This is a genomic window from Clostridium sp. DFI.5.61 (genome assembly GCF_024462915.1).
GTDB classification, from domain to species: Bacteria; Bacillota; Clostridia; order Oscillospirales; family Oscillospiraceae; genus Lawsonibacter; species Lawsonibacter asaccharolyticus.
This window is the reverse complement of sequence record NZ_JANGBZ010000011.1, coordinates 50341-71737: the sequence shown is the minus strand read 5'-3', so window position 1 is coordinate 71737 and position 21397 is coordinate 50341. Positions and strand designations below refer to the sequence as shown.

30 protein-coding genes and 1 pseudogene are annotated in these 21397 nt (G+C 51.3%); 20 read left to right on the top strand and 11 right to left on the bottom strand.

The annotated features are described in order from the left end of the window. Positions 1-10: 10 nt before the first annotated feature. The 7 genes from NE584_RS07840 to NE584_RS07810 form a co-directional block, all read right to left on the bottom strand. Positions 11-1759, bottom strand: coding sequence for an ABC transporter ATP-binding protein (locus NE584_RS07840; protein WP_055179963.1), 1749 nt, complete (start codon positions 1757-1759; stop codon positions 11-13). Continuing rightward, a complete protein-coding gene (locus tag NE584_RS07835) occupies positions 1760-3544 on the bottom strand; it encodes an ABC transporter ATP-binding protein (protein ID WP_055179965.1) in 1785 nt (594 codons plus the stop codon). A 16-nt stretch (positions 3545-3560) separates the two neighbouring features. Continuing rightward, positions 3561-5027 (bottom strand): ABC transporter ATP-binding protein, encoded by a 1467-nt coding sequence (locus tag NE584_RS07830; RefSeq protein ID WP_055179967.1) that lies wholly within the window; start codon positions 5025-5027, stop codon positions 3561-3563. 1 nt (position 5028) lies between these two features. Beyond that, a complete protein-coding gene (locus NE584_RS07825; RefSeq protein ID WP_055179969.1) occupies positions 5029-5802 on the bottom strand; it encodes an energy-coupling factor transporter transmembrane protein EcfT in 774 nt (257 codons plus the stop codon). Positions 5803-5917: 115 nt separating this feature from the next. Next, positions 5918-6520: an MptD family putative ECF transporter S component gene (locus NE584_RS07820; protein ID WP_044940852.1), complete on the bottom strand. Its 603-nt coding sequence runs from the start codon at positions 6518-6520 to the stop codon at positions 5918-5920. A gap of 131 nt (positions 6521-6651) precedes the next feature. Continuing rightward, positions 6652-7629 (bottom strand): AraC family transcriptional regulator, encoded by a 978-nt coding sequence (locus NE584_RS07815; protein WP_055179971.1) that lies wholly within the window; start codon positions 7627-7629, stop codon positions 6652-6654. Positions 7630-8068: 439 nt separating this feature from the next. Further along, a complete protein-coding gene (locus NE584_RS07810) occupies positions 8069-8434 on the bottom strand; it encodes a helix-turn-helix domain-containing protein (protein WP_055179973.1) in 366 nt (121 codons plus the stop codon). A 377-nt stretch (positions 8435-8811) separates the two neighbouring features. Here NE584_RS07810 and NE584_RS07805 point away from each other — a divergent pair, with 377 nt between their 5' ends. Together NE584_RS07805 and NE584_RS07800 are read left to right on the top strand one after the other, a co-directional pair. Further along, a complete protein-coding gene (locus NE584_RS07805) occupies positions 8812-9228 on the top strand; it encodes a hypothetical protein (RefSeq protein WP_256182567.1) in 417 nt (138 codons plus the stop codon). A gap of 1 nt (position 9229) precedes the next feature. Next, a complete protein-coding gene (locus tag NE584_RS07800; protein WP_050624379.1) occupies positions 9230-9478 on the top strand; it encodes a helix-turn-helix domain-containing protein in 249 nt (82 codons plus the stop codon). 385 nt (positions 9479-9863) lie between these two features. On the opposite strand, the gene NE584_RS07795 is transcribed toward NE584_RS07800, so the two are convergent. From NE584_RS07795 to NE584_RS07780, 4 genes are read right to left on the bottom strand one after another with little or no spacing between them, the layout of a single operon-like run. After that, entirely contained in the window at positions 9864-10361 is a 498-nt protein-coding gene (locus NE584_RS07795; RefSeq protein ID WP_055179975.1) for a hypothetical protein, read from the bottom strand. Then, positions 10348-10605: a hypothetical protein gene (locus tag NE584_RS07790; RefSeq protein ID WP_055179976.1), complete on the bottom strand. Its 258-nt coding sequence runs from the start codon at positions 10603-10605 to the stop codon at positions 10348-10350. Before NE584_RS07790 ends, NE584_RS07795 begins: the two co-directional genes overlap by 14 nt. 35 nt (positions 10606-10640) lie before the next feature. Beyond that, positions 10641-11174 carry a hypothetical protein gene (locus tag NE584_RS07785; RefSeq protein WP_050624382.1) on the bottom strand — a complete coding sequence of 178 codons (534 nt, stop codon included), beginning with the start codon at positions 11172-11174 and terminating at the stop codon, positions 10641-10643. Positions 11175-11176: 2 nt separating this feature from the next. Then, a complete protein-coding gene (locus NE584_RS07780) occupies positions 11177-11791 on the bottom strand; it encodes a hypothetical protein (RefSeq protein ID WP_055179978.1) in 615 nt (204 codons plus the stop codon). Between the two features lie 382 nt (positions 11792-12173). Here NE584_RS07780 and NE584_RS07775 point away from each other — a divergent pair, with 382 nt between their 5' ends. The 18 genes and pseudogenes from NE584_RS07775 (at position 12174) to NE584_RS07690 (ending at position 21392) form a co-directional block, all read left to right on the top strand. Further along, positions 12174-13349 carry a Fic family protein gene (locus NE584_RS07775; protein WP_055179980.1) on the top strand — a complete coding sequence of 392 codons (1176 nt, stop codon included), beginning with the start codon at positions 12174-12176 and terminating at the stop codon, positions 13347-13349. Positions 13350-14140: 791 nt separating this feature from the next. Further along, on the top strand, positions 14141-14428 hold the full coding sequence (locus NE584_RS07770) for a hypothetical protein (protein WP_055179982.1): 288 nt from the start codon (positions 14141-14143) through the stop codon (positions 14426-14428). A 126-nt stretch (positions 14429-14554) separates the two neighbouring features. Next, positions 14555-14734, top strand: a pseudogene (locus tag NE584_RS19860) (hypothetical protein); the annotation flags it as partial. A gap of 142 nt (positions 14735-14876) precedes the next feature. Then, positions 14877-15071, top strand: coding sequence for a hypothetical protein (locus NE584_RS19855; protein WP_050624386.1), 195 nt, complete (start codon positions 14877-14879; stop codon positions 15069-15071). Further along, complete coding sequence (locus NE584_RS07755) at positions 15058-15255, top strand: hypothetical protein (RefSeq protein ID WP_055179984.1); 198 nt, start codon at positions 15058-15060, stop codon at positions 15253-15255. Before NE584_RS19855 ends, NE584_RS07755 begins: the two co-directional genes overlap by 14 nt. 16 nt (positions 15256-15271) lie before the next feature. Beyond that, positions 15272-15451, top strand: coding sequence for a hypothetical protein (locus NE584_RS07750; protein WP_050624388.1), 180 nt, complete (start codon positions 15272-15274; stop codon positions 15449-15451). Next, on the top strand, positions 15448-15882 hold the full coding sequence (locus NE584_RS07745; protein ID WP_055179989.1) for a hypothetical protein: 435 nt from the start codon (positions 15448-15450) through the stop codon (positions 15880-15882). The genes NE584_RS07750 and NE584_RS07745 overlap by 4 nt, the downstream gene beginning before the upstream one ends. Further along, the gene (locus NE584_RS07740) at positions 15882-16367 is read left to right on the top strand and encodes an NADAR family protein (RefSeq protein ID WP_081032407.1); all 486 of its coding nucleotides are present in this window, start codon (positions 15882-15884) and stop codon (positions 16365-16367) included. Before NE584_RS07745 ends, NE584_RS07740 begins: the two co-directional genes overlap by 1 nt. 59 nt (positions 16368-16426) lie before the next feature. Further along, entirely contained in the window at positions 16427-16612 is a 186-nt protein-coding gene (locus NE584_RS07735) for a hypothetical protein (protein ID WP_147577073.1), read from the top strand. Positions 16613-16692: 80 nt separating this feature from the next. Then, positions 16693-17271, top strand: a complete 579-nt coding sequence (locus tag NE584_RS07730; protein WP_055179992.1) for a hypothetical protein — start codon at positions 16693-16695, stop codon at positions 17269-17271. Then, positions 17264-17605 (top strand): hypothetical protein, encoded by a 342-nt coding sequence (locus NE584_RS07725; protein ID WP_055179993.1) that lies wholly within the window; start codon positions 17264-17266, stop codon positions 17603-17605. The genes NE584_RS07730 and NE584_RS07725 overlap by 8 nt, the downstream gene beginning before the upstream one ends. Further along, positions 17602-17958: a hypothetical protein gene (locus NE584_RS07720; protein ID WP_055179995.1), complete on the top strand. Its 357-nt coding sequence runs from the start codon at positions 17602-17604 to the stop codon at positions 17956-17958. The genes NE584_RS07725 and NE584_RS07720 overlap by 4 nt, the downstream gene beginning before the upstream one ends. Positions 17959-18078: 120 nt before the next feature. Beyond that, positions 18079-18246, top strand: coding sequence for a hypothetical protein (locus tag NE584_RS07715; RefSeq protein ID WP_162598996.1), 168 nt, complete (start codon positions 18079-18081; stop codon positions 18244-18246). A gap of 68 nt (positions 18247-18314) precedes the next feature. Further along, positions 18315-18917 (top strand): hypothetical protein, encoded by a 603-nt coding sequence (locus tag NE584_RS07710; RefSeq protein ID WP_055179997.1) that lies wholly within the window; start codon positions 18315-18317, stop codon positions 18915-18917. A 240-nt stretch (positions 18918-19157) separates the two neighbouring features. Further along, on the top strand, positions 19158-19619 hold the full coding sequence (locus tag NE584_RS07705; RefSeq protein WP_055179999.1) for a hypothetical protein: 462 nt from the start codon (positions 19158-19160) through the stop codon (positions 19617-19619). Next, the gene (locus NE584_RS07700; protein WP_110441011.1) at positions 19570-20022 is read left to right on the top strand and encodes a DUF4262 domain-containing protein; all 453 of its coding nucleotides are present in this window, start codon (positions 19570-19572) and stop codon (positions 20020-20022) included. Before NE584_RS07705 ends, NE584_RS07700 begins: the two co-directional genes overlap by 50 nt. A 97-nt stretch (positions 20023-20119) precedes the next feature. After that, on the top strand, positions 20120-20923 hold the full coding sequence (locus NE584_RS07695; RefSeq protein WP_055180003.1) for a hypothetical protein: 804 nt from the start codon (positions 20120-20122) through the stop codon (positions 20921-20923). Further along, entirely contained in the window at positions 20913-21392 is a 480-nt protein-coding gene (locus NE584_RS07690; protein ID WP_055180005.1) for a DUF4406 domain-containing protein, read from the top strand. Before NE584_RS07695 ends, NE584_RS07690 begins: the two co-directional genes overlap by 11 nt. Positions 21393-21397: the final 5 nt, after the last annotated feature.

Here is a 21397-nt window from a genome sequence, read left to right as displayed (position 1 = left end):
CTCCTCTCCATCAAGACAGACTCCAACCGGCAGAGTTCATACGGATATGGACGAAATCCTGATAAATACCGGGTTGTTTCATCAACTCCTCATGAGTGCCATGCTGCGAGATCCGTCCGTCGCTGATGACCAAAATCTGGTCGGCGTTCTGGATGGTGTTCAAACGGTGGGCGATGACCAGCAGGGTCTTACCCTTTACCAGCTCAGAGATGGCCTCCTGAATGTAGCTCTCGTTGTCGGTGTCCACACTGGCGGTCGCCTCGTCCAAAATGACAATGGGAGCGTCTTTCAGAATGCAGCGGGCGATAGAGATGCGCTGTTTCTCACCGCCAGAGAGGGTTGCGCCGCCCTCTCCCACCACAGTCTGAAACCCATCGGGCAGAGCCATGATGAAATCGTAGCAGCGGGCTTTTCTTGCCGCCTCATAGACCTCTTCTTCGGTGGCGTCTGGCTTGCCCATACTGATGTTGTTGTAGATCGTGTCCTGGAAGAGATACACGCGCTGGAAGACCATGCTGATGTGATCCATCAACTCTGCGAGGGGGACTTGCCGGGTATCCACACCCCGGATGGCAACACTGCCGCTTTTCACATCCCACAGCCGGGCCAGCAGATTGGCGATGGTGGACTTCCCGCCGCCGGAGGGACCCACAAGAGCGGTCATGGTATTGGGCGACATAGAGAAACTGATGTGGTGCAGCACCTCCTTGTCCTGGTAGGCAAAGGCCACATCATGAAACCGCACCTCTGGCTGGCCGGGCTGTGCCTGAGCCGGAATATGCTGTTTCCCTGTGTCCGGGAGCTCCGGCTCATCCAATACAGCCTCAATACGATCCAGGGCGGCGTTCATCACGGTCAGGCGGGACGCCTCGCCATAAAGCGCCTTGAGCGGCCCGAACAGGTCAAAGACGAACAGGAGAACGCCCAGCACATAGGCCAGAGAAAGGACACCGCTCCGCTCCAGAAAGACCGACAGGCCAAAAATCGCGGCAATCCCAATTCCATAAAGGACATTCAGCCCCATGGTCCACGGGGTCATCTTCCGCTCAAAGGCGAGGGATGTATTTCTGGACCGCTTGAAATTGTCGGTCAGTTCTTCCGACTTCTCGCCCAGCAGGTTATAGCTCTTGATGACCCCGATGCCCTCCACAAAGGACAGCACCGCGTCCGTCAGCCGTTCACTCTGCTCCTGGCGGCCAGCGGCTTCCCGCAGGGAAACCTTGTTCATCCCTCTGGAAACCAGCCACGCCAGAATGGTCACAAGGGCCGCGATCAGGCCCAGCTGCCAATTCAGATAGAACATGAACGCCAGCAGGACCAGGGAGGACAGCAGGTAGCTCATCATGTTGCCCAGCGTGCTCATGGCGACTTCTTCAATGAACACCATATCGGTGCTGAGGACAGAACTGATTTTGCCGATATTGCCGGAGGTGAAGTAGCCCATGGGCAGTTTCCGCAGGTGTCCACCCAGCTCCATGCGCTTCCCGGCAAACATCAGGTAGCCCGCCGCACTCTGGAGGCTGTCGCTGAGATAGTGGACCAGCATCTGCACCAGCACGGCCGCCGCGAGGCCAAGGCCCACATAGAGGCAGGTCTGCCCGGTCAGTGTTCCGGCGGCAAAGCCGCTCAACACCAAAAAGGCCAGGAAGATCGGCATTTTAGACAGGATCGACTCCACAAACGCGCAGGCAAAAGCGCCCTGAATACGCCCTTTATATGGACCGGCAAGTTTCAAAATCCTTGAAAACAGTGCAAACATTTAGTTTCCCTCCTTTGCGGTATGTACTTTCCATTCGGCGCTGTCCTGGGCCGCCTTCCACAGCTTTTGATATTCCGGGCAGGACTGGATCAGATCCTGATGCTTTCCTGACGCAACCAGTTTGCCGTGGTCTACGACGCAAATTTGATCGGCGTTCATAATCGCGGGCAGCTTATGGGCGATGACCACCAGAGTCTTGCCCTTCACCAGCTCCGCAATCGCCGCCTCCATCTTTTCCTCGTTCTCGGGATCGGCGTAGGCGGTGGCCTCGTCAAGCACCACAATAGGGGCGTCCTTCAGGATGGCACGGGCCAGAGATATGCGCTGGCGCTGACCGCCGGAGAGCATCTTACCCGCATCGCCCGCCATGGAGTGAATTCCTTGGGGCAGCTTCTCCAGAAACTCCATGCACTGGGCCTTGCGCGCTGCCTCCAAGACCTCCTCATCGGTAGCGTTCAACCGTCCAATGCGGATATTTTCCAGCAGAGAGGTGTTGAACAGGTATTGATCCTGCGCCACATAGGAAATACGGCTGTTCAGGGCTTCCAGGCTCATGTCGCACAGCTTCTGCCCGCCGATAGAGATGCTGCCTTTCTGCGGGTCATAGTAGTGGATCAGCAGTTTTGCCAGAGTGCTCTTGCCCGAGCCGGACTCTCCCACCAGGGCCGTTTTCTGTCCGGCCTTGGCCGTAAAGCTGATGTCGTGGAGTACCTCATCCTCCACCACCATGGGCTTTCCGTCCGGGCCGGGCTGTGTCTTGGTGTAGCCAAAGGAAACATGGTCATAAACGATGGTATCGTCCTTGCCGTGGAAGCTGTCAGGCGTCTGCTGAAGCTCCGGCGCGTCCAAAACCTGTTCCAGCGCAGAAATTTTGTAGTTGAGCTGGGGCATGGTGGGCAGGAAACCCAGGGATTTGAGGAGCGGCATCCCGATGCTCAGGGAGAGGCACAGCACCAAAATCAGGTCCGGCAGAGCCGACCAGCCGGAGAGGACAAACCACGCCCCCAGCGGCAGGGCCAGGATCACAGTGCAGGGCAAGAGGCTGCTGTAAATTGCCATCCAGGGCCACGCTGCCTTGTACCAGGCCAATGTATAATCCCGGTAATCCGAAACATCCTTGCGAAACCGCTCATAGGAGTCCGCGTCCTTGTTGAATACCTTGACAACCTCCATGCCGTTGATGTACTCAATGATAGTGTTGTTCATCTTCTGGCCGGCCATATAGTAGGGACCCATTTTCTTCATGCCAACCGAGTACATGGTCATCATGGCGATCAGGCTGATGGGGATGGAGGCCAGGGACAGCAGCGCCAGCTTCCAGTCCACGAAAAACATAGCCACATAGACCGCGATGGGGACCATCAGGTTTGCGATCCCCTCCGGCATAGAGTGGGCCAGCAGGACCTCCAAACTGTCCACATCATCGACAAACAGCTTTTTGACTGTGCCGGTGCCCTTGTCCTGGATCACGCCCAGGGGCAGCTTCTCAAACCGCTTTTGCAGAGCGGTCCGCAGCCGGAGCAGCGTGTCATAGGCGGCCTTGTGCGAAAGATTGAGCCCCCAGCCATAGAGAACAGCCTGCAAGACCAGGCACACCAGCACCAAAGCCACCCGCAGGATGAGAAACGAAGCCTCAATTTCCGCTCCCATCACCAGCGGAGCAATCACCTGGTAGGCCAGCACAAAGGGCAGGACGCCCATCAAAACGCTGACCAGCACCACCGCTGTGGCCGCGTAGAGGCCCTTTTTATGCGGCCCCGCGTATTCAAATACCTTTTGAAACATGATTTACAACCTCCCATCAATGAAAATACTGTTCCGACAGAGCTTTCAATATCTGCGGCGTGAGCCGGTGGTTTTGAACGGCCCCCTGGTCGTCCAGCTGGACCACCTCCGTACAGGTCCGGACGATAAACTCGAAGTCGTGGGAAACCACAAACACGATCACGCCGGAAGCGGACAACTGCTCAATCAGCCGGCTGACCCGCACCATGGAGTCATAGTCCAGGCCGCTGGTGGGCTCGTCAAAATAGATCACCGGGCTGTCCTTGACGATGGCCGCGCCAATGGTGACCCGCTGCTTCTGCCCGCCGGAGAGGGCCGCCGGGTGCTGCTCCCGGTATTCGGACAGCTCCAGCGCCTCCAGCGCGGCGTCCACCTTCTCTTTGCAGTCCTCCTGAATCCCCAGGGAGAGTTCTTCCTCCACACTGCTGGCAAAGAGCTGGTAATCCGTGTCCTGCATGACCAGATAGGACAGCGCCCGGCGCTGGCGTGGAGTGAGCTTCCTGCCGTCAAATGTGATCTCGCCGTTCCGCTGCTTCAAGAGGCCGGTCAGGATGGACAAGAGGGTGGTCTTGCCCGCTCCATTATGGCCCAAGATGCCGATCACATCCCCAGCGTGGGCTTCAAAGCTGACATTCCGAAAGACCTCCTGCTCTTTCGGATAAGCAAAGGAAAGACCCTGCACACTCAGCAGGTGTTTCCCCATGGGGCGGCGTTCTTTCTCCTGATAATGCTCTGCATCCCGCTCCGGATATGCAGTCCGCAGCCCATAGGATATGCGCGTTTCCTCCGGTAAGGAACAGAACTGCTCCCTTGTAAATTCCTGTTCGATTTTCCCGTTTTGTATGAGAAATACCCGGTCGATTAAATCACGCAGATAGTAAAAGCGGTGCTCCACCACAAAGATGGTGTATCCGTCCCGCTTCAATTTTCCCATGATCTCCGCAAGCCGCTTGGTGGCCGCGTAGTCCAAATTTGCGGAGGGCTCGTCAAAGATATAGACCTTTGGTGAAAGCGCATAGACCGAGCCCACGGCGATCTGCTGCTTCTCTCCGCTGGACAGGGCAAAGATGCTCCGATTAAGATAATCCGTCAGTTCCAAATCTTTTGCGGCTTTTGCGATACGGTCAATGGTTTCCTCACGGGGGAGGCCCATATTTTCGCAGCCAAAGGCCAGTTCCCGCGTGGTGTCCGTCATGAAGAACTGGGAGCGCGGGTCTTGAAACACTGTTCCCACCTGTCCGGCCAACTGTGAGGGTTTCATTTCCAGCAGAGAGCGCCCGTCCATCACAAGGTCGCCCTGTATCTCACCGGGATAAAAGTGCGGGATCAGACCGTTGAGGGAGCGGATCAGCGTGGTCTTGCCACAACCACTTCGCCCGGTCAGGAGGACAAATTCGCCGGTCTGCACCGTCATATCAATGCCACGGAGGGTAAAGTCCTTGCTCTCCTCATAGCGAAAGCTGAAATTCTGAAACGAGATCATGTCACACCCTCCACAAGATGATTTCCCCGATTCGGGTCTGGTCCAGGACCAGCAGCGCCGCCATGAAAAGGATGCCCAGCAGGGACACCAGGATCTCCGGCCAAGAGAAACGAATGGGGCGCAGGGCGTACCGTTTGCACTCCAGCTCCAGCCCCCGGGTAGTGCCGGAGGCCGCCAGCTCGTCCGTGACCTTCAGGCACCGCATCAGCAGGGGAATTAAAATATACTCAATGGTGGCAAGAGGATGAGATACCCGTTTCCACAAGGTATCACTGATCCCCCGGATGTCCATGGTGCTGCGGATCTGCCGGTATTCGATCCGCAGGGTGGGGATATAGCGGAACATGACCACCAGCGGGATCGTCACCGCCTGGGGAAGCCGCATCCGCTGGAGTGCTACCATCAGGTCGTCCATGTAGGTAGTCCGCAAAATCCAAAGGCCCATCATCACAATGGGGATCAGCTTCAAAAGCGTCACACCGAACACGCTCATAATCACGCTCAATACCGGCACCTGCACATAACGGAGTAAGGCGTTGAGATAGGCGACGATGATGTAGGCCGCAATCATCTTCAAGGCCCACTTTCCCCCGTTTCCTACGGCGATAAACAGGCCATACACCAGCATGAGCGCGAGGCTGACCACCTCCCCGGCCAAAAAGTAACTGACAAACCCGATACAGACCAAAAGTAAAATCTTGCAGCGGGGATCTAACAGTGCCGATCCATGAAGGGGCTGCTGTTCAATGATTTGTTTGATTTGTGATTCTTCCATTCCAATGCCTCCCTATCCAAATCAAAGCGCGGGGCCATTTTCAGCCCCGCGCCCTGAGATCAGGCAGCCCGCTTGCCTGCGTTTGTCTGATTGACTGCCGAGGGGCTGTGCCTTGTTATTTGACTGAAACGAGTCCGGCTTTGATAAAGTGCTTCTTCAAAGCCTTCTGCCCAATCACGGCGCCGATCAGTCCACCCACCAGGCCGGCCGCAACGATGACCACCAGCATAGGGACGGAGGTGATGTTCAGCATCCCGTCTATGTACTCCTGGGCAATGTTGTTCTTCTCCATGGCGCCCACAAAGGCGCTCTGGAGGAACTTGATGGGGCAGATGGCGCTGAAGGCAAAAATGGCGCTGAACAGGGCGTAGGCCACGGTCATGGACTTCATGGTGATTTCCTTTCGGCCCATGACCAGAAAATCGCAGATCACGCCGCCGATCACCAAGCCGATGGGGATAAACCAGAAAGCGCCCACCAGCAGGAACAGGATGGCTTGGATTGCGGAGCAGATAGTGAACACACCTTTTTTCGGCACCTTAGCCAGTAAGAGCATCATCACGATACCATTGGGAATTGCAACAACAGATGGGTAGAACACATTGGTCACTGGACCAGCAACACTCATAATGGTGCTGATAATCATGCAGATGATCCACATGAGGGCGGTCAGGACGCCGATCAGGATAAAATCTTTCGCATTCAACTTTTGTTTCATGCTTTGCCTCCTCTATACAACAATATGCGTTGAGGTTAGCAATTACTAACCTCAACGCATATTGTATCAGTTATGCTTTTCTAATTCGACCCAAAACCTACCCGTTTTTACCCAAAAGCAGTTGAATGTCACTATTTTGAATTGCTGAAACGGGATGCCCTGTAATTTTTGGGGGCAACACCGTATTTCTTCTTAAAGGCGGCCGCAAAATTGCTTGGCTTTCCATAACCGACAATCGTGGCGACCTCACCCACATTCCGATCTCCGTCCAGCAGCAGTTGAGCCGCCTGTATCAGGCGTTGTTCAATGATATATTGATGGATCGGCATACCGTAAAAAGAGGAAAATCCACGCGTCAGTTTGGTAAGGCTCAGATGTACCTGTTGAGACAGTTCTTCACAAGAGGGGGCGAAGGCAAGCTGGCTGTCGATGATCCGCTTCGCCTCCATGATGGCGGTCCGCTCTGTCCGGGACATGGAAATATTTTTACCCATCAGAATATCCAATTCCAGAACTTCCCCCAGATAGATAGACAGCAGCTCCAACAACTTGCCATCCAAATAGAGGTAGCCCAACCCTCCGCGATATTGAGAAAATTTGCTTATTTCCGATAGGACCTGCTCCATAACAGGGGTGACAGAAACTTTGGCAATGCCATTTAGGAGTTTCTTTTCGTAAGCCGCAATTTCCTGCCCGTCAAAGTAATCGGCAAGGAGTTGTGAAAAGTAGGGCGTAGGAATTTTAATGCTTTTGAATGAGAAGTTGCTGTCCTTTTTGTAACAAATATATTCTGTACCATCATGTCCGGCATAAATACAAGACTCGTTTTTCTGAATGGCCATAGAGCGATGCCCATTCAAAATACCCCAGGAAATTCCATCGTTCAGGCAGAATATGATCTGCATATATTCCTTGCTAACAGGTCCCTGCACATTCATATCAGAGCGATAATTCATCTGCCAGTCTGAAAGAATGACACCATGTTTGATTTTTGTTTGAGAAACCCGGCCTTGTCCAACCTCTGAAGGAATGTCCATAGTGATTGTCTGAGGGGTATTGGTTATTAAGTCATTATAAAGTTTAGCAAGATATAGATTACTATGTGGCATAAGCCACCCCTTTCTAACCCACCATAGTTAGTGCCTGCTAATCTAATAATACTTGATTTTTTCTTGATGGTCAAGAGAACTTCACACCACGATGTTGTTGTATATTTTGCTCAAATCTGAATTGGTGATATCGGCATAGTATTGACGTACTGCCAGAATTATGTTATACTAAAAAAGTTAGCAGACGCTAACTAGCGCGTAGAAACACAGTAAAAAGTAATAGACCCATTACTCTACCATCCTGTCTGAGATTAAGCGGTGGTACTTTTATTAAGAAGCGGATATAAAATCGCAGGCATAAAATAACAAGGAAGAGTCCCTTGCCAAATAGAAGGATCCACTTATTAAGAAATACTGATGATGGGCCTGCGCATAGGATAAGCGGATCAATCCGTAGAAAGGGGCATTGCTCATCAGAATGAAGCAATGCCCTTTTTCCTTAGAGTTCTTCTGTTTCGCCCAATCCGCACTCTCGCTGACGTACATCAAGTATGGTATCCACAATAGCAGCAATGAGCATCCGCTCCTTTGGTGTACACTGCAGGATTATCTGTGCCAGATGCTTGCTCTCATTTTCCACTTCCTGTTGCGGCCCATAGAAGATAGCATCGGCAGATGCCCCCATAGCGCGGATAATCCGCACCATTACATCGGCCTTAGGGATTTTCTCACCGAGCTCGATTGCAGCCAAGTACCGTGGAGAGATATGGGCGCGCTCGGCAATTTGCTCTCTGGAATAACCAAGCCGTTCACGCTCCGCCCGCATTTGGGTACTGCAACCTTTAAATTCATCATTTATTACCACCGGTGGTTCACCTCCGAATCACATTCTATGTTGTGCATGAATCGGATAAAATGCTCTACTGGTAGTGAGAAATAAGTTCTAATGGTTCATAGTAGGGGAAAAGGTGGAGAGAGAATGAGGTTGGCTATGCTGGTGGAGTAGCAGTCTGCCCCGACATATTATATCGGCCGGGACATTTGAAAAAGATTGATCTGGCCGGTGGGCACTTTGTCTGCGTTGGACATGAACCCATGGTTCCAAATAATCGACACCAAACTGTCAAGCATTTTTTGCTTGGCAGTTTTTATATTGTGTGGCAAAATCGGCGCCCACTTTCGGGGAAAGGAGCGAAAGGGGACGAAGAAACCGCCTCCGCGGGTAGGGGAGGAGGTGATTTGATGGAGACCACACAGGCCACTCAGAAAAGAGTCCGTTACCAATTTGAGATATTCTGCATGAAGGTCATCGACGGAGAGCGGTGTGATTATCTCCGAAAACTGATGAAGAAGATGGGGTGGGAGTCCTCGTTTTCAGATTTGCCAGAAGCTGTGCTGACCAGTCTCTGCACCTTTGATAGCGATCCGGCAGAGCAGTATATCTTCCATGTCTACGGGCATCGGATTCCGATTAGAAACGACCGGCTGGCGGAGATCCTCCTCGCACTCGGCGATGAGGGATACAGCATCCTGCTGCTGTACTACTCCCTTCAGCTCAGAGACCGGGAGATCGCTTCGCTCCTAGCGCTTTCCAGATCCAAGATACAGAAGGACCGAAAGATCCTATTCGATGAGTTGAAGAAACGGATGGTGGAGTAAGATGAAAAGAAAAAGCAGTATCCCAGAAGAAAAACTCCTGCCCTATGAAACCATTTGCGCTGCGACCAGAGGTGACCCGGAGGCAATGGATGAGGTGCTGCGGCACTTTGACGGCTACATATCACACAAAGCCACCCGCATCTTTTACGATGAATATGGCCAGTCCTACTGTGGTGTGGATGTAGAACTAAAGCAGCGCATCCAAAACAAACTAATTGCCCGCATCATGGAACGGTTTAAACCTGAGTAAACATCCCCGTAGCCCCGGGCCGGGTATATGGTGTGTCCCCTCCATCTATCCGGCCTGGGGATTTCATGCGCCATAAGGCAACTTGGGTTGAATAATCAGCCTGCTATCCGTGAAATAGGTATAGCAGATGCGACATAATTGATGCGTTGGTTCTCAACATCCTAATGTATGGACTCCAAGGAATGGGAAATAAAATTGAAATATTACCGTTAATGCCTGTGGGGTAGGGGAAGGCAGAGAATACAGTTAAAGCATATTTTCAGGTTATAAAAGAGTATATTAACTTTCTAAAGAATCGAAAGAAAAGCCACCCCAGGGGTGGCTTTTTAGTGTGTATCTTAGGGGGGAGACTTCCTTAACTCCCATCTTCCAGGTAGTCAGCGACTTATCGCATTTTTTCGGGCTGATATGGCCGGGACACAAATTCGGCGCAGTCATCCGCCTCAGTGATATTGGGCGGACGGTCATGGACAAGTGAGAACCTGCAGATTCCATCTCGGTTATAGGCACAGGCACGGGACTCACAGACATCACGGTTATCAACTCCTCCATGCTCAGGAGTGGCTTCGCCTTGTGCATCTGTACTCAATTTTTCAAAATAAAATGGGATCCCCGCTTGAAACGGGTAGAAGGTGAATGTGCCATCTCCCCATTTTCGGATGGCATGGCCGCCCTTTGCTTTGCGGAGGACAACCCGTTTAGACTTCGAAAACAGATGGGAAATATGACTCGCGCTGTACCGGCTTTCAAATTCAACGAGTTGCAGAATATATGATTTCCCAGTCTCTTTCACATCCATGACAATGCGGTATGCCTTGAGGATGTTTTCTGCATTTTCCGCTTTGAAACGCCCGAGCAGGGGGCCGGGGTTACTGCTGTCCATCGTCACGGTCCTCCATTTCCCTATATTCGCAGTCAAGGAATTCCTCAAAGCAGGGCCATATCTCCGTGTTAAATCCATACTCAAACTCCCAGTCATGGAAGATGGACTCCAGACTCAGCTCCGGCGACTCTTTTCGGAGTTGTTCCAGTTCGTCTATGAGATCTTTGAGTGTGTACCCGTGGGCAAGCATCCATTCGAGTTTGAACCGCTCATATGCAGCCTGTATTGCATTGGTTTCTGGCATTTCAGCTTCCTCCATAGCACGATTTGGATTAAAGGTCAGGCGCTTCGTTCCGCCCTTGTGAGCCTCCCGGAGGTCCATGCGCTTTTGTAGGTTCCGATGCTTGGTAGCCGATCCAGCAGGCATTTTTCAATCCCCTTTAGATAGGCTTGATAGTGACGGGATTGAAGGCCAGCGTAACTTTGACACCATGGCGGCTCTTTCTGGATGAGTTCCACCGCCAGCGACCACTCGTTGTCCTCAAGGCAGATATAGAAAAGTGGGCTCTCCAAGATGGCCCGCTGGCTGCGGGAGATCCACCGCTCCGGGCGGACTCGCTTGAAACTGGGGAACATCTGCAGAAAGTTCGCCGTAAAGCACTCCAGAATGTCCTCCTCTTCCAGTTCCGTGGCAAGGTCATCATAGAGCCAAGTGCCATCCGTCAATTCTTCATAGTCCAGATCCCGCATCAGGCGGGGCTCCGGGCAGTCGTCCGACGCGGCGTCTGCCCTGCGGAATACATGGAAATCATCATTGTCAATATAGTACAGGCCCTCGTAGCGGCCAAACACACAGCAATTCCCGCACCCCACTGCTATCCCTCCATTGACGCCAATTCGTCTAAGTAGGTTGCCTGGAGATCGGCAATGTGGAGTTGTAGCGCCAGCGGACAGATCGTATAAACTTTGCTGGTGTTGCGGTCGGTGAAGTCGCCCATATGGAACCGGATGGCCAGCGCCTCATCGCGGGTAAGATGCATATGCTCATTGATCAGAAAGACCGATTTCTCACCGTGGCCAAAGGGAAATTTCTCATCTACCGTGTAGAACGGCACAGATTCCAAGTCGTAAGCACCGCGTTTATCAAACTTCGTGCCATGATCGGAGTAGACCTTCTGGTCTTTGAAGTCCAGCTTATAGGACTGGGTCTTACAGATGTCATGCAGCAGGGATACAATGGCGACGGATTCCACCTGTTTGGGCGGGAATAGCGCGTCCGTGCCCAACTCATTCATACAGTTGCGGCACATGCGCTGGAAAACATTCAGGGAATGTAGCACAAGGCCGCCGGCGAAACTGTTGTGGAACTTTGTGCTGGCAGGCGCCTCGAAGAAATCGGTAGCCAGCAACCGGTCCAACAGCGAGTCTGAGCCAGTTCTGTGTATATATTTCTGGTATGCGGAAATGAAGGTGTCTTTTGGGTTCATCATAAAAATGCTCCTTTTCAAAGTCGTTTTTTATATCATCGGTGCGCCGCAGGGCGTACCGTAAAAACAGGGACGCCCCGGCCGCAGATGCGTCTGGGGAGATCTATATAAAAAAGGCATCCGAAGAATCCTCTCCGGACGCCTTGTGACTTCAGTATCAGATTGCATGTGGTCAAAAAGCAAAAAGCGCCCAAAGGCCAATCGCCTTTAGACGCTGTGCAACACGGATGACTATAATTGCCGGAAGCAATTTCTGATACTGATTGACTTGATTATAATGCAGATCGCGCTAAATAGCAATACCCTTGCACCAAGGATTGCAATTCGGGACATACTCTGCTATACTGATACAAATTGATACTAAAAAATATCAGAGGTGAGCAATATGGAAGCGGCGCTGTTTGCGAAGATGATGTCGGACAAGAGCGTGACCGATCTAAAGAAACTGGGCTATAAATATCCTCAGGCGGATATAGCCGAATTTATCGGCCTGTTGAAAACTGGATTTTACACAACGCTGCCGATGAAGGACTTCAATGGAGAACCTCTGGTCTATCTGGAGAGTGTAGCCCAAGTCCACCTTTCGGCCGCCAAGATCTTGCTGACGCCGCACAATAGCAGCCAGCACTATGGTATCAAGGCCATGGAGGATGAAATCGTATCGACCTTGACCATCGAGCAAATCGACACCTCACGTGACAGCGTCCGGAGGATACTCACTGGCTATGCGCCGGCCAGCGAAACTGAGAACCGCATTTATGGAATGAAGAAAGGGGTGGAGTTTATCGCAGACCCCAACCATCGGATTACGGAGGAAAATCTCCATCAGTTGTATGAGATGACGGTAGGGGACTTTCTGGCAGGAGAAGATCGTTTGTTGCCGGGCAATTACTACCGTCACGACAGCGTCTATGTCGTAGGCGACAAAGTGGAGCATATGGGGCTGCCTTGGAAGAAACTGCCGGAATATATGGCGGATTTGATCGCCTATGCAAATGCAGAAGGCTCAGACAATGATTTGTTGAAAGCGGCGCTGCTTCACTTCTATATCGCTTACCTGCATCCTTACTTTGATGGAAATGGCAGGATGGCGCGGCTGCTGCACCTGTGGTACTTAGTCCAACAGGGGTATTCCTCCGCGCTGTTCATCCCGTTGTCCAGATATGTGGAAAGGAGCAGGAGGGGTTACTACGATGCCTACACACTCACGGAGCAGAATGCCCGCATCAGTGGTGTTTTGGATGTGACGCCGTTTCTGGTCTATTTCATTGAGCATGTCTATCATCAGTTGGAGGATGTGGCATCTTCGGCCTCCGCAATAGGTGCCTTTCAAGCTGTGTTGGAGCGGGGCGGCATTACAGAAAAGGAGAAGGACCTGTGGCATTTTGTCCTCTCGGCCTATGGCAATGGCGAGTTCTCCACAAAACAGTTGGAGCGTGACTTCGGTAATGCCGCATATGCCACTATCCTCAGTTTTGTCCTAAAGTTTGAGGAACTCGGACTTCTACAGTCTCAAAAGTATGGCAACCGGGTCAAATACAGCCTCCGACAGTGCGGCTGATCATAAGCGTATTTTCTTTGAGGCAATAAGCAGATTTTCACACTCTAATAAAAGAAAAATGCGGGGTATCAGGATATGAGTCATAAACTATATTCTTCGGATTTCCAGCACCCGGATACAGGCGTGTTAATCCACTTCGTTTTGGATGAGGATGCGGAACTCCTTTGGCTGGAGCCTTGTGAGGCCACCTGTGAACAAAGAGAACGTGTTGAGTCTGAATATCAGGAAACCTCTGTATGGTGTAAACTGTTGGGAGAACATACCTGCAGTTCGGTCGCGGAGGCGAACCGGCTCATACAGTCCAGATACTCAAAATATCTGGCGAAAAACGGCTGCTTCCCGACGGACTGATTCAGTAATGGCAGCGTTGATAATTGGAAGTGCGCGAGCGATTCTACTTTCTGCTTGCAATCTCTGGAGTATTCCGATATAATTCAAACATACAGTATCCGTTGTTCGTCGAAGACGAGCACAGTAACCGTGTTTCAAAGCACCCGGAAGCCGCAAGGGCTTTTGGGTGCTTTTTGCGTTTCAACAACGCAGATTGATTGAGGACAGTATGTTCACAAGGCGCATGAGGTATTTCAGCCCATGTGCCTTTTTATATAGATTTTCCCTGCGGAAGGCGCCGCAAAATAAGAAGGGGGGACAATAAATGAGGTTTTCAAAAAAGAAGCGAGAGGGGGACAGTTTTATATAAGCCAAATTCTGTATTTTGATATGAGAAAGAACTGCCGCCCCCTGGCCCCGTGCAAGCATAGAGCTGGGTTATCTGGGAAAGGAGTACTACTATGAGCCACACAACCGAGCAACCTGTACTGGAGCCATCAAACCCACAGGGACTCCGCATCGGCGACATCTGCAGCTATTCCTTCGGCGAAAAGAACAGATCCTACTCAATTGTTGAGATTGTCAGGATCCTGGATAACCCATATGGAGTTGCGGAAGTGAAATTCCTTGATGTGGTCGTGGACGACAGTGGGAATGGTTACTTCACCTACCTGCTGAAGACGAAAAAGACCATGAACGCAAGTCTCAAGTACCTGAAAAGGGTATGCAACGAAGATGAGGCAAGGTGAAAGCCGCTGAGCAACAGAGACACCATGCACATTGATAGGAAAGTCGCCTATATGACGGCTTAAAGTATAGAGAGGCGGATATGTTTCGCCCCTCTATTTTATTGGTACAGAATTGGAGGAACAACCATGAGATATTACAGTACACAGCGCCCGGTCGGGCCGGGGACATTCCCGAAATTGCCGGAAAACAAAGTTTTGGAGGTCCATAACTTCGATGCCAAGACTTTCTGCGAGGAAATCGGCCGGGAGGCATGGGGGTATATTGATTTTGAGTCGCCTCTTACCCAGGAGCAGGCCGACAACTATGAACTGATCGCCCCTGGCGTTGGCTGTACAGGCTGTGTCAATGAGACGGCAAGCCGCGATATGGACTGCTGCTGGAACTGCAGCAGGAACCGGCGTTCCAAGAAAGACCTGTATAGGCGCAGGCCAGCAGGGGGATGCAGTCGTGATCGACTATGCAAAGATCCTCACGGAACTGGAAGAAGAACGGGCCGCCTGCCAGTACGTATACGGCGGCATGATCCCGGCGTTCTATACGCAGGCGCTTCACAGGGCCATTGAAGCCGTCAAGGAATGCCAGGACTGCGCGGCGGAGGCCGGGCGCATGGCTAAGGAGGTATCCCGGCATGACATGGCGTGACGAAATCGACATGGAGATCCGCCGGCAGGCCATACGGCTCTACCCGGACTGTGCCGCCCTGTTTGAACTGCCCCGCAGAGTCTACGCACAGATCATGCAGGACAACAGCATGAGGAGAAAGCCCTACCGGGTGAGCGAGGTGAAGATCAGGAAGATCATTGCTACAATGCCAGAATTTCAGTGAGAGGGTGGAGCGCGACATGTATCAAAGAGTTTCCACTGAGGAGTTCTTCAAAGTGATAGGGCCGCTTAATGTAACCCTTGAGATCAGAGGAAATTATCCGTATAAGACCCTGTTTCGTTTGAAACAGGGTGGAAAGCTGGTCGGATTTGAGGAACACGAGAGATATTACCTGAATGTGGAGGATACCAGATCATGAACCAATATAGGGAACTTCTCCAGAAGCATCAACAGGAAGTCAACGTACTCCCAATCCGCTATGCGTTTGGAGAGCAGCAATTTCGGGAGATGATGAATGCCTGGGGCCTTGACCCGGAGAAAGACCTCGACAAAATTTACAGGCTTGGAGATGCAGGCGGTTTCTATCTGAGAACTGATGCGCGGCTTGTCTGTGATACCTTCTGCAGGCTTAAAGAAGAGCGGGAAGCCGCCATTGCAGAGGACAAGACCGGGGATGGCTTTATCTATCAGATGTTCCTCTGCGAGTTGTCCAACCACGAATACAACTATACCGAGGATGTGGAAGAAACGCTGGACGCACTTGGGTACACATGGGAGCAGATCATGGCAGATAAAAGGCTCCTGCATGGACTCAAAATGGCGCAGAAGAAGATCACAGGGCAGGGATAATGGCATGTATTGTAGTTGCCATACGGTATGGACGGAGAGACCGGTACTGTAAATGTGGTCCTGCTGATTGCCAGAACCAAAGTTATCAATCACTTTGCCGGCGAATATTTCTTTCTGAGCAATTTCTATACCTGCCGTGTGGCATTTTACGGCATGTGATTCCCATCAGTAGAAGCCGCTTTCCAAGCGGCAAAGTGTGCGGCCCCAACGACCGGGTGCAATTTCTGCACTTGGCGGCCAACCAGGCGAAGAGGCGCGGGCGTCAGATCAAGATGCGTCCAGATTGGGAGGACCGCAAACTGACCATCATGCACAACCTGCTCGTCCATAAGTTCAACGAAAACCTTGAACTGATCCCCAAACTGCTGGATACCGGCGGCGCGGTGCTGGTGGAGGGCAATACTTGGCATGATAATTATTGGGGATGCTGCAGCTGCCCCGGTGCGGAGGCAATCGCGGACGGAACAATCTGGGACGCCTGCTGATGCAGCTGCGCGCCGACTATACGGAGTCTATCAGGAGGTGAGTAAGGATGCAGTACTGTATGACAATGGAGCAGACCAGGCGCATAGCCGTTTTCTTCGACTCAGACGATGATGAGGCGGCGATAGAAAAAGCCAATCAGATATTGAAGGAAACACCATCTGAAGATTATGAATCTGGGGACAAAGAATATGATTATGCTCTTTGCAACGTGGATACCGAGAGGACCATCCTCGATTGGGATTAAAGAGTATGGACAAAGGAACGGCGAAACCAAGCTGAACATGGCTGCAGCATAATGTTTACAATGTAGAAAGGATGGATCACATGAAGCGTGGAATCAGCGTTACCCGTGATTACGACTACCATAATACCCCATGTGTTGTCATCACAAAAAAGCGTGGGAAACTGACGATCCCTGAGATTACCGATATCCTGCATTATGAAGACCAACAGCGATGGAGTGGCCGTTATGCCCTTCTCCTCGACTGTACAGAGGTAACAATGGGAGGTAACGGTTGCCTGGATATGATGGATGAACGGCCCGGAGATGCTGTGGTGCTCTACGAACTGGAGGAGGGTGAGCCCTGTCCGGTATGTAATGCCTCATTGCCGCCGTTCCAATACTGCCCCACATGCGGCAGTGCGTGGGCGGAGAACGGAACGAATATTGAAACCCACTTAGCTGACATGCAGCAGGAGGCAAGCCGGAGCATCAAAAATCCGGACGCTTCAGAGGCATCACGCTTGGCGTGGTACTGGTCGCACATCGGCTCTATTGACCTCGCCCGGCAGTTGGGCCTCATTTCAGAAAAGCGTCGGCAGGAACTCTATGAAGAGATGCGGCCGCTCAAACCGGCCATAACAGTTCCTGTGGATACAGAAGGGGTGAACAGGCATGAATAAGTCCAATGAGATCATCCAGATCACCAGTTCCGTGCTGGAGCGGTATCGCAGTTCCATCCCCCGAAAGGCATTTGCCGAGGCGATGGAGCGTGTCATTGAGTTAGTGCTGGGGCCGGGAGAATGTCCGGCAACATCAGACTGTCCCGGGCTTGTTATGCTCCGGTCGCCGAATATGGAGGTAGAGCATATGGCACAGCTGATCTGCGGTGCCTGTCCGCCGTTCCCGCTTGAGTCTGGCGATTTCACATGTGACAAGTACAATTGTAAATCGTGCTGGGAAGCCTGGCTGACAACTGGCAAACCTCCGCAAGAAGAAATGGAGGCCGTAGGGTGAAGCCATTCCAGAATACCGCTCTGCTTCGGCCGTTGACCATCGAGGAATTACGGTTGGAGGATCCGGAGTGGGTGGATGATCACACCATTACCTTCTATATCCCCTGTTGGTTCCATGTGGATTCCGTTTTTGCAGGCATTCATGTGGAAACGGATCAAAATGATGACTACATCAACCTCTACTGCATTTACGACACCCGGGTACAGAGCGTCCGTCTGTCCATGATCTATGTCAATAACAGCGCAAAGAATGGGGAGCAGGACTTTGAACTTGAGGTGGAGATCGATGCGACAACTTCGAAACTCCTTCTGAATCAGGCTGTTGAATGGCTCCAGGCAGAAAAAGCGTATTGAGAACTCAGTTTTTGCCTGGACCATAGATGCAACCAGTGCTGTGCGGAGTATAGGGATATCTCCATGCTCCGCACAGCATTCAGGATATTCCGAATAACCAGATTTGGGAGAAATCAGACCATGTACAACGAGAAAACAAAGAAGATGAGGTATGTGCTTAAAATCGGCCAGCTGACCACCACCTACGACAACTTTGACGATTTTGTCGAGGCTCTCCGTGAGGAGGCCGAGGACCGCGAATTCAATCGGCATATCGACCTCTACGTCAAAGTCACCAATTTATTGTAATGTTGGATAGGCGTTTTCTGCCATCGCAGAGATATCCGTTGACAATGAAAAAAGGAGGGAAATCTTTTATGATTCTCAGCCCCAAATGGCAACAGACCTATGAAGAAGCTCTGCAGGCCATGAAAGATACTACTTACTCCCAATATTCCCTTGCGGATGTATCTACTCACCATCATACAGAGGAACTGTTAGAAGCCGCGCTCCGTAACAACCGGTGCAGTCTGCGCGATATTCCTGTGGAAAAACGCACACTGAGGCTTTGTCATGTTGCGCTTGAGTGTTGCCACTCGATAAATGTTCAGTATATTCCAAAGAAATATTTTGATTATAATTTTTCGTTAAAAGCGGCTAGTTACTGCCCCGCCACATTGAGTACGATTCTCTATTTCTTCCGCGATGGGCGGTGGAAGGAACCCTACACAGCAGAAGACATACGTATCATTGCAGAGGCAGCCTGTCCGGTTGGTCTTGGACAAGTCCGTCTCAACCAATTCCGCAATAAAGAACAAGAGTTGAATGGGCGCACATTCGAACGATATTGCTCTGACGAATACGGATTTGTACATCGGGCTCATTCACATATCATCCGGCAGGCTTTGGAACTTTACCTCCACGATGCTGAAAATAAAAAGCATTTGACAACGGAGGCCCCTCTTGCAATCGGTGGATAATCCGGCTATAATAAAATTATATAGTATCCGTTGTTTACCACAGGTGAACATAGTAGCCGTGTTTCAAAACTCCCAGGGATCATGTGATCTTTGGGAGTTTTTTGTTTTCGGCCATATATAGGCCGTCCATATGGATCAGGCCAATCAGGCACCAAGCGCATGGATCAAGAACAGATCCATGCGTTTGTTTTTATATAGTCCCAAGCAGAACACTGAAAAATTTATAGGAGATGTATTACAATGTTGAAAATGCTGAATGCACACAACGCGATGCGAACTGTTCTTGAAAACCGTCGAATTACGCTGGAGTTGGCGCTCCGGCAACTGGCGCAAACGGTGGGCGGCCAGGCTCCTGATCAAGAGGAAATTGCCGCATTCTTTCATGATTTCATGGATGGGTACTGGGATGCCTTTGAAGAGGCGACTTCCCATGATTCCGATGATCTGAGAGAAATCGACAGACAGATCCTACAACTGCAGGAAGAAATCTCGCGGGCTTTGGGGCCGGAACATCAGGATGTGCTCAGCCAGTATGAATGCCTTGCAAACAGCCGTATGACCAAGGAGTTGGACCATGCTTTTTTAATTGGCTACCAGACCGCCATCAGGCTCCTTTTAATGGGTGTCCTGCCATTGCCGGCTCTTGTAGCCGATAATAGCACAGGCGAAGAAAACGGGAGGTGCAACGACAATAAAACCTGATTGGATTATCCACTACATTCTCAGTGAGAGGCCGAGCAGCCATACGCATGGTCTCAACCGATACGGCAGTTTGGAACTGGAACTTAATTTGCCCGTAGTGCAGAAAAAAGCGGCCATGATACTCAATCTGGTGGGTATAGAGATTGCGGAAAAAGGAAAGCGATACCATTCTGGTGACCGGGAGGATGATGTGTTCACACTTCCGTGCTATCTGTTCGAAACAAGTCCCGCAGTGCCGGATGCTTACTTTAAGCGTGTGCTGCGGGTTCTGATCTGCGATCCGGACGGGAAATATCCCTGGGAGGATGGGTGTGATCCCGGCTACGCCGCACAACTCAGCGGCGGCGAGAAACGGGAAATGGCGCGGATATACCAGCAACGGTATTGCCAGATACAGAACTGATAACGATGAGCAAACCGTATGTAATCCAACAAATATATTTGGGGCTGGGCGTGTGATAGTGCATCCCAGTCCCGAGCCTTTTATTAGGGAGGAGTCCATGAATCATAACAAAGAATTTACCAGTCTACTCGCGCAGACTGCTGAAATCACCCGCGGCAGGATCCACAGGCGTGAGGTCTATCGGGATTTTATCGACTACTGCGCATTAAACATTTCTGTTCAGACTGACCACGTACATCAGGAACGGAAGACATCCTTGGACAAACTGCTGAAGCGGTATAAGGAAGAAGAACGGACCGCGTTTGCACACACATTTCGGGAACTCGCTCACACTGTTGTAAGGAATGTGGAAGGTGGCATCTATGAGGATCTGCTGGGCTCGACTTACTGTGAGTTCGGCGCAGACAATCGCGCACTAAAGCAGGATTTCACTCCGCAGGATGTGGCAAGGCTGCTGGCGAAAATCACAACCATCGGCAACCATTATGAACTGCCCTCTGAGGGGTTCTTTACACTAAATGACCCTAACAGCGGTAGTGGGATATTGTTGCTTGCAGCGGTGGAAGAAGCAATAAGAAATGGGCTCAATCCATCCGAGCAGCTTGTCATTCAGGCATCTGATTGTGACATTGCCTGTGCGCAAATGACCTACATCCACCTTTCGCTCTATGGGATTCCCGCTGTTGTTGTCCAAGGGGATTGCATCTCCATGAAAGAATATAGCCGCTGGTACACGCCAGTCTATCTCTGGAGAAAATGGGTATGGCGTGCTCCAATGTCCTTTGGCACCAGAAGGAACCCAAGTGATGAACAACTCAAAATGTTGACGGAGCCGATGTATGCGCAATGCCGGAAACTGGATCAGTTTTTCAGGAAGGAGGTGAGCCAGCGTGGAGCATGAACTTGTTTTTTGGCTGGAAGTTTCCTTTCAGAACGGGCCACCGCGCATCGAGGCTGTCCAGGCCCGGGATAAACTTGACGCGCATAGGGCGGTTGCTCAAAAGTATGGGGCGCAGTATGCAGGATCTGGCATCCTGGGGAATACACCGCAGAGCAAATTGATCTATATCGCATCACCCTATGCCGGGGACATCGCGGGGAACACACAGTTTGCTATTCAGTGCTGCCAATTTGCCATCCAACGGGGTTATACGCCAGTCGCCTCCCATCTCATCTACCCGCAGATACTTGACGATACGATCCCAGAGCAGCGGGAACTGGGTCTCACATTAGGATATCACCTTTTGGCGGCCTGCAGCGAGATGTGGGTCTGCGGAGAGCGTATCAGCGACGGCATGGCAAAAGAAATCCACCATGCGGAGAGGCTGGGAATTAACATCCGGTATATCCGAAAAATTGAGGAAAGTTGAGGGGG

Coding starts and splice junctions, on each gene's coding strand:
- NE584_RS07840 (WP_055179963.1), bottom strand. CDS start 1,759: ATGTTTGCACTGTTTTCAAGGATTTTGAAACTTGCCGGTCCATATAAA.
- NE584_RS07835 (WP_055179965.1), bottom strand. CDS start 3,544: ATGTTTCAAAAGGTATTTGAATACGCGGGGCCGCATAAAAAGGGCCTC.
- NE584_RS07830 (WP_055179967.1), bottom strand. CDS start 5,027: ATGATCTCGTTTCAGAATTTCAGCTTTCGCTATGAGGAGAGCAAGGAC.
- NE584_RS07825 (WP_055179969.1), bottom strand. CDS start 5,802: ATGGAAGAATCACAAATCAAACAAATCATTGAACAGCAGCCCCTTCAT.
- NE584_RS07820 (WP_044940852.1), bottom strand. CDS start 6,520: ATGAAACAAAAGTTGAATGCGAAAGATTTTATCCTGATCGGCGTCCTG.
- NE584_RS07815 (WP_055179971.1), bottom strand. CDS start 7,629: ATGCCACATAGTAATCTATATCTTGCTAAACTTTATAATGACTTAATA.
- NE584_RS07805 (WP_256182567.1), top strand. CDS start 8,812: ATGGAGACCACACAGGCCACTCAGAAAAGAGTCCGTTACCAATTTGAG.
- NE584_RS07800 (WP_050624379.1), top strand. CDS start 9,230: ATGAAAAGAAAAAGCAGTATCCCAGAAGAAAAACTCCTGCCCTATGAA.
- NE584_RS07795 (WP_055179975.1), bottom strand. CDS start 10,361: ATGGACAGCAGTAACCCCGGCCCCCTGCTCGGGCGTTTCAAAGCGGAA.
- NE584_RS07790 (WP_055179976.1), bottom strand. CDS start 10,605: ATGCCAGAAACCAATGCAATACAGGCTGCATATGAGCGGTTCAAACTC.
- NE584_RS07780 (WP_055179978.1), bottom strand. CDS start 11,791: ATGATGAACCCAAAAGACACCTTCATTTCCGCATACCAGAAATATATA.
- NE584_RS07775 (WP_055179980.1), top strand. CDS start 12,174: ATGGAAGCGGCGCTGTTTGCGAAGATGATGTCGGACAAGAGCGTGACC.
- NE584_RS07770 (WP_055179982.1), top strand. CDS start 14,141: ATGAGCCACACAACCGAGCAACCTGTACTGGAGCCATCAAACCCACAG.
- NE584_RS07755 (WP_055179984.1), top strand. CDS start 15,058: ATGACATGGCGTGACGAAATCGACATGGAGATCCGCCGGCAGGCCATA.
- NE584_RS07750 (WP_050624388.1), top strand. CDS start 15,272: ATGTATCAAAGAGTTTCCACTGAGGAGTTCTTCAAAGTGATAGGGCCG.
- NE584_RS07745 (WP_055179989.1), top strand. CDS start 15,448: ATGAACCAATATAGGGAACTTCTCCAGAAGCATCAACAGGAAGTCAAC.
- NE584_RS07740 (WP_081032407.1), top strand. CDS start 15,882: ATGGCATGTATTGTAGTTGCCATACGGTATGGACGGAGAGACCGGTAC.
- NE584_RS07735 (WP_147577073.1), top strand. CDS start 16,427: ATGACAATGGAGCAGACCAGGCGCATAGCCGTTTTCTTCGACTCAGAC.
- NE584_RS07730 (WP_055179992.1), top strand. CDS start 16,693: ATGAAGCGTGGAATCAGCGTTACCCGTGATTACGACTACCATAATACC.
- NE584_RS07725 (WP_055179993.1), top strand. CDS start 17,264: ATGAATAAGTCCAATGAGATCATCCAGATCACCAGTTCCGTGCTGGAG.
- NE584_RS07715 (WP_162598996.1), top strand. CDS start 18,079: ATGTACAACGAGAAAACAAAGAAGATGAGGTATGTGCTTAAAATCGGC.
- NE584_RS07710 (WP_055179997.1), top strand. CDS start 18,315: ATGATTCTCAGCCCCAAATGGCAACAGACCTATGAAGAAGCTCTGCAG.
- NE584_RS07705 (WP_055179999.1), top strand. CDS start 19,158: ATGTTGAAAATGCTGAATGCACACAACGCGATGCGAACTGTTCTTGAA.
- NE584_RS07695 (WP_055180003.1), top strand. CDS start 20,120: ATGAATCATAACAAAGAATTTACCAGTCTACTCGCGCAGACTGCTGAA.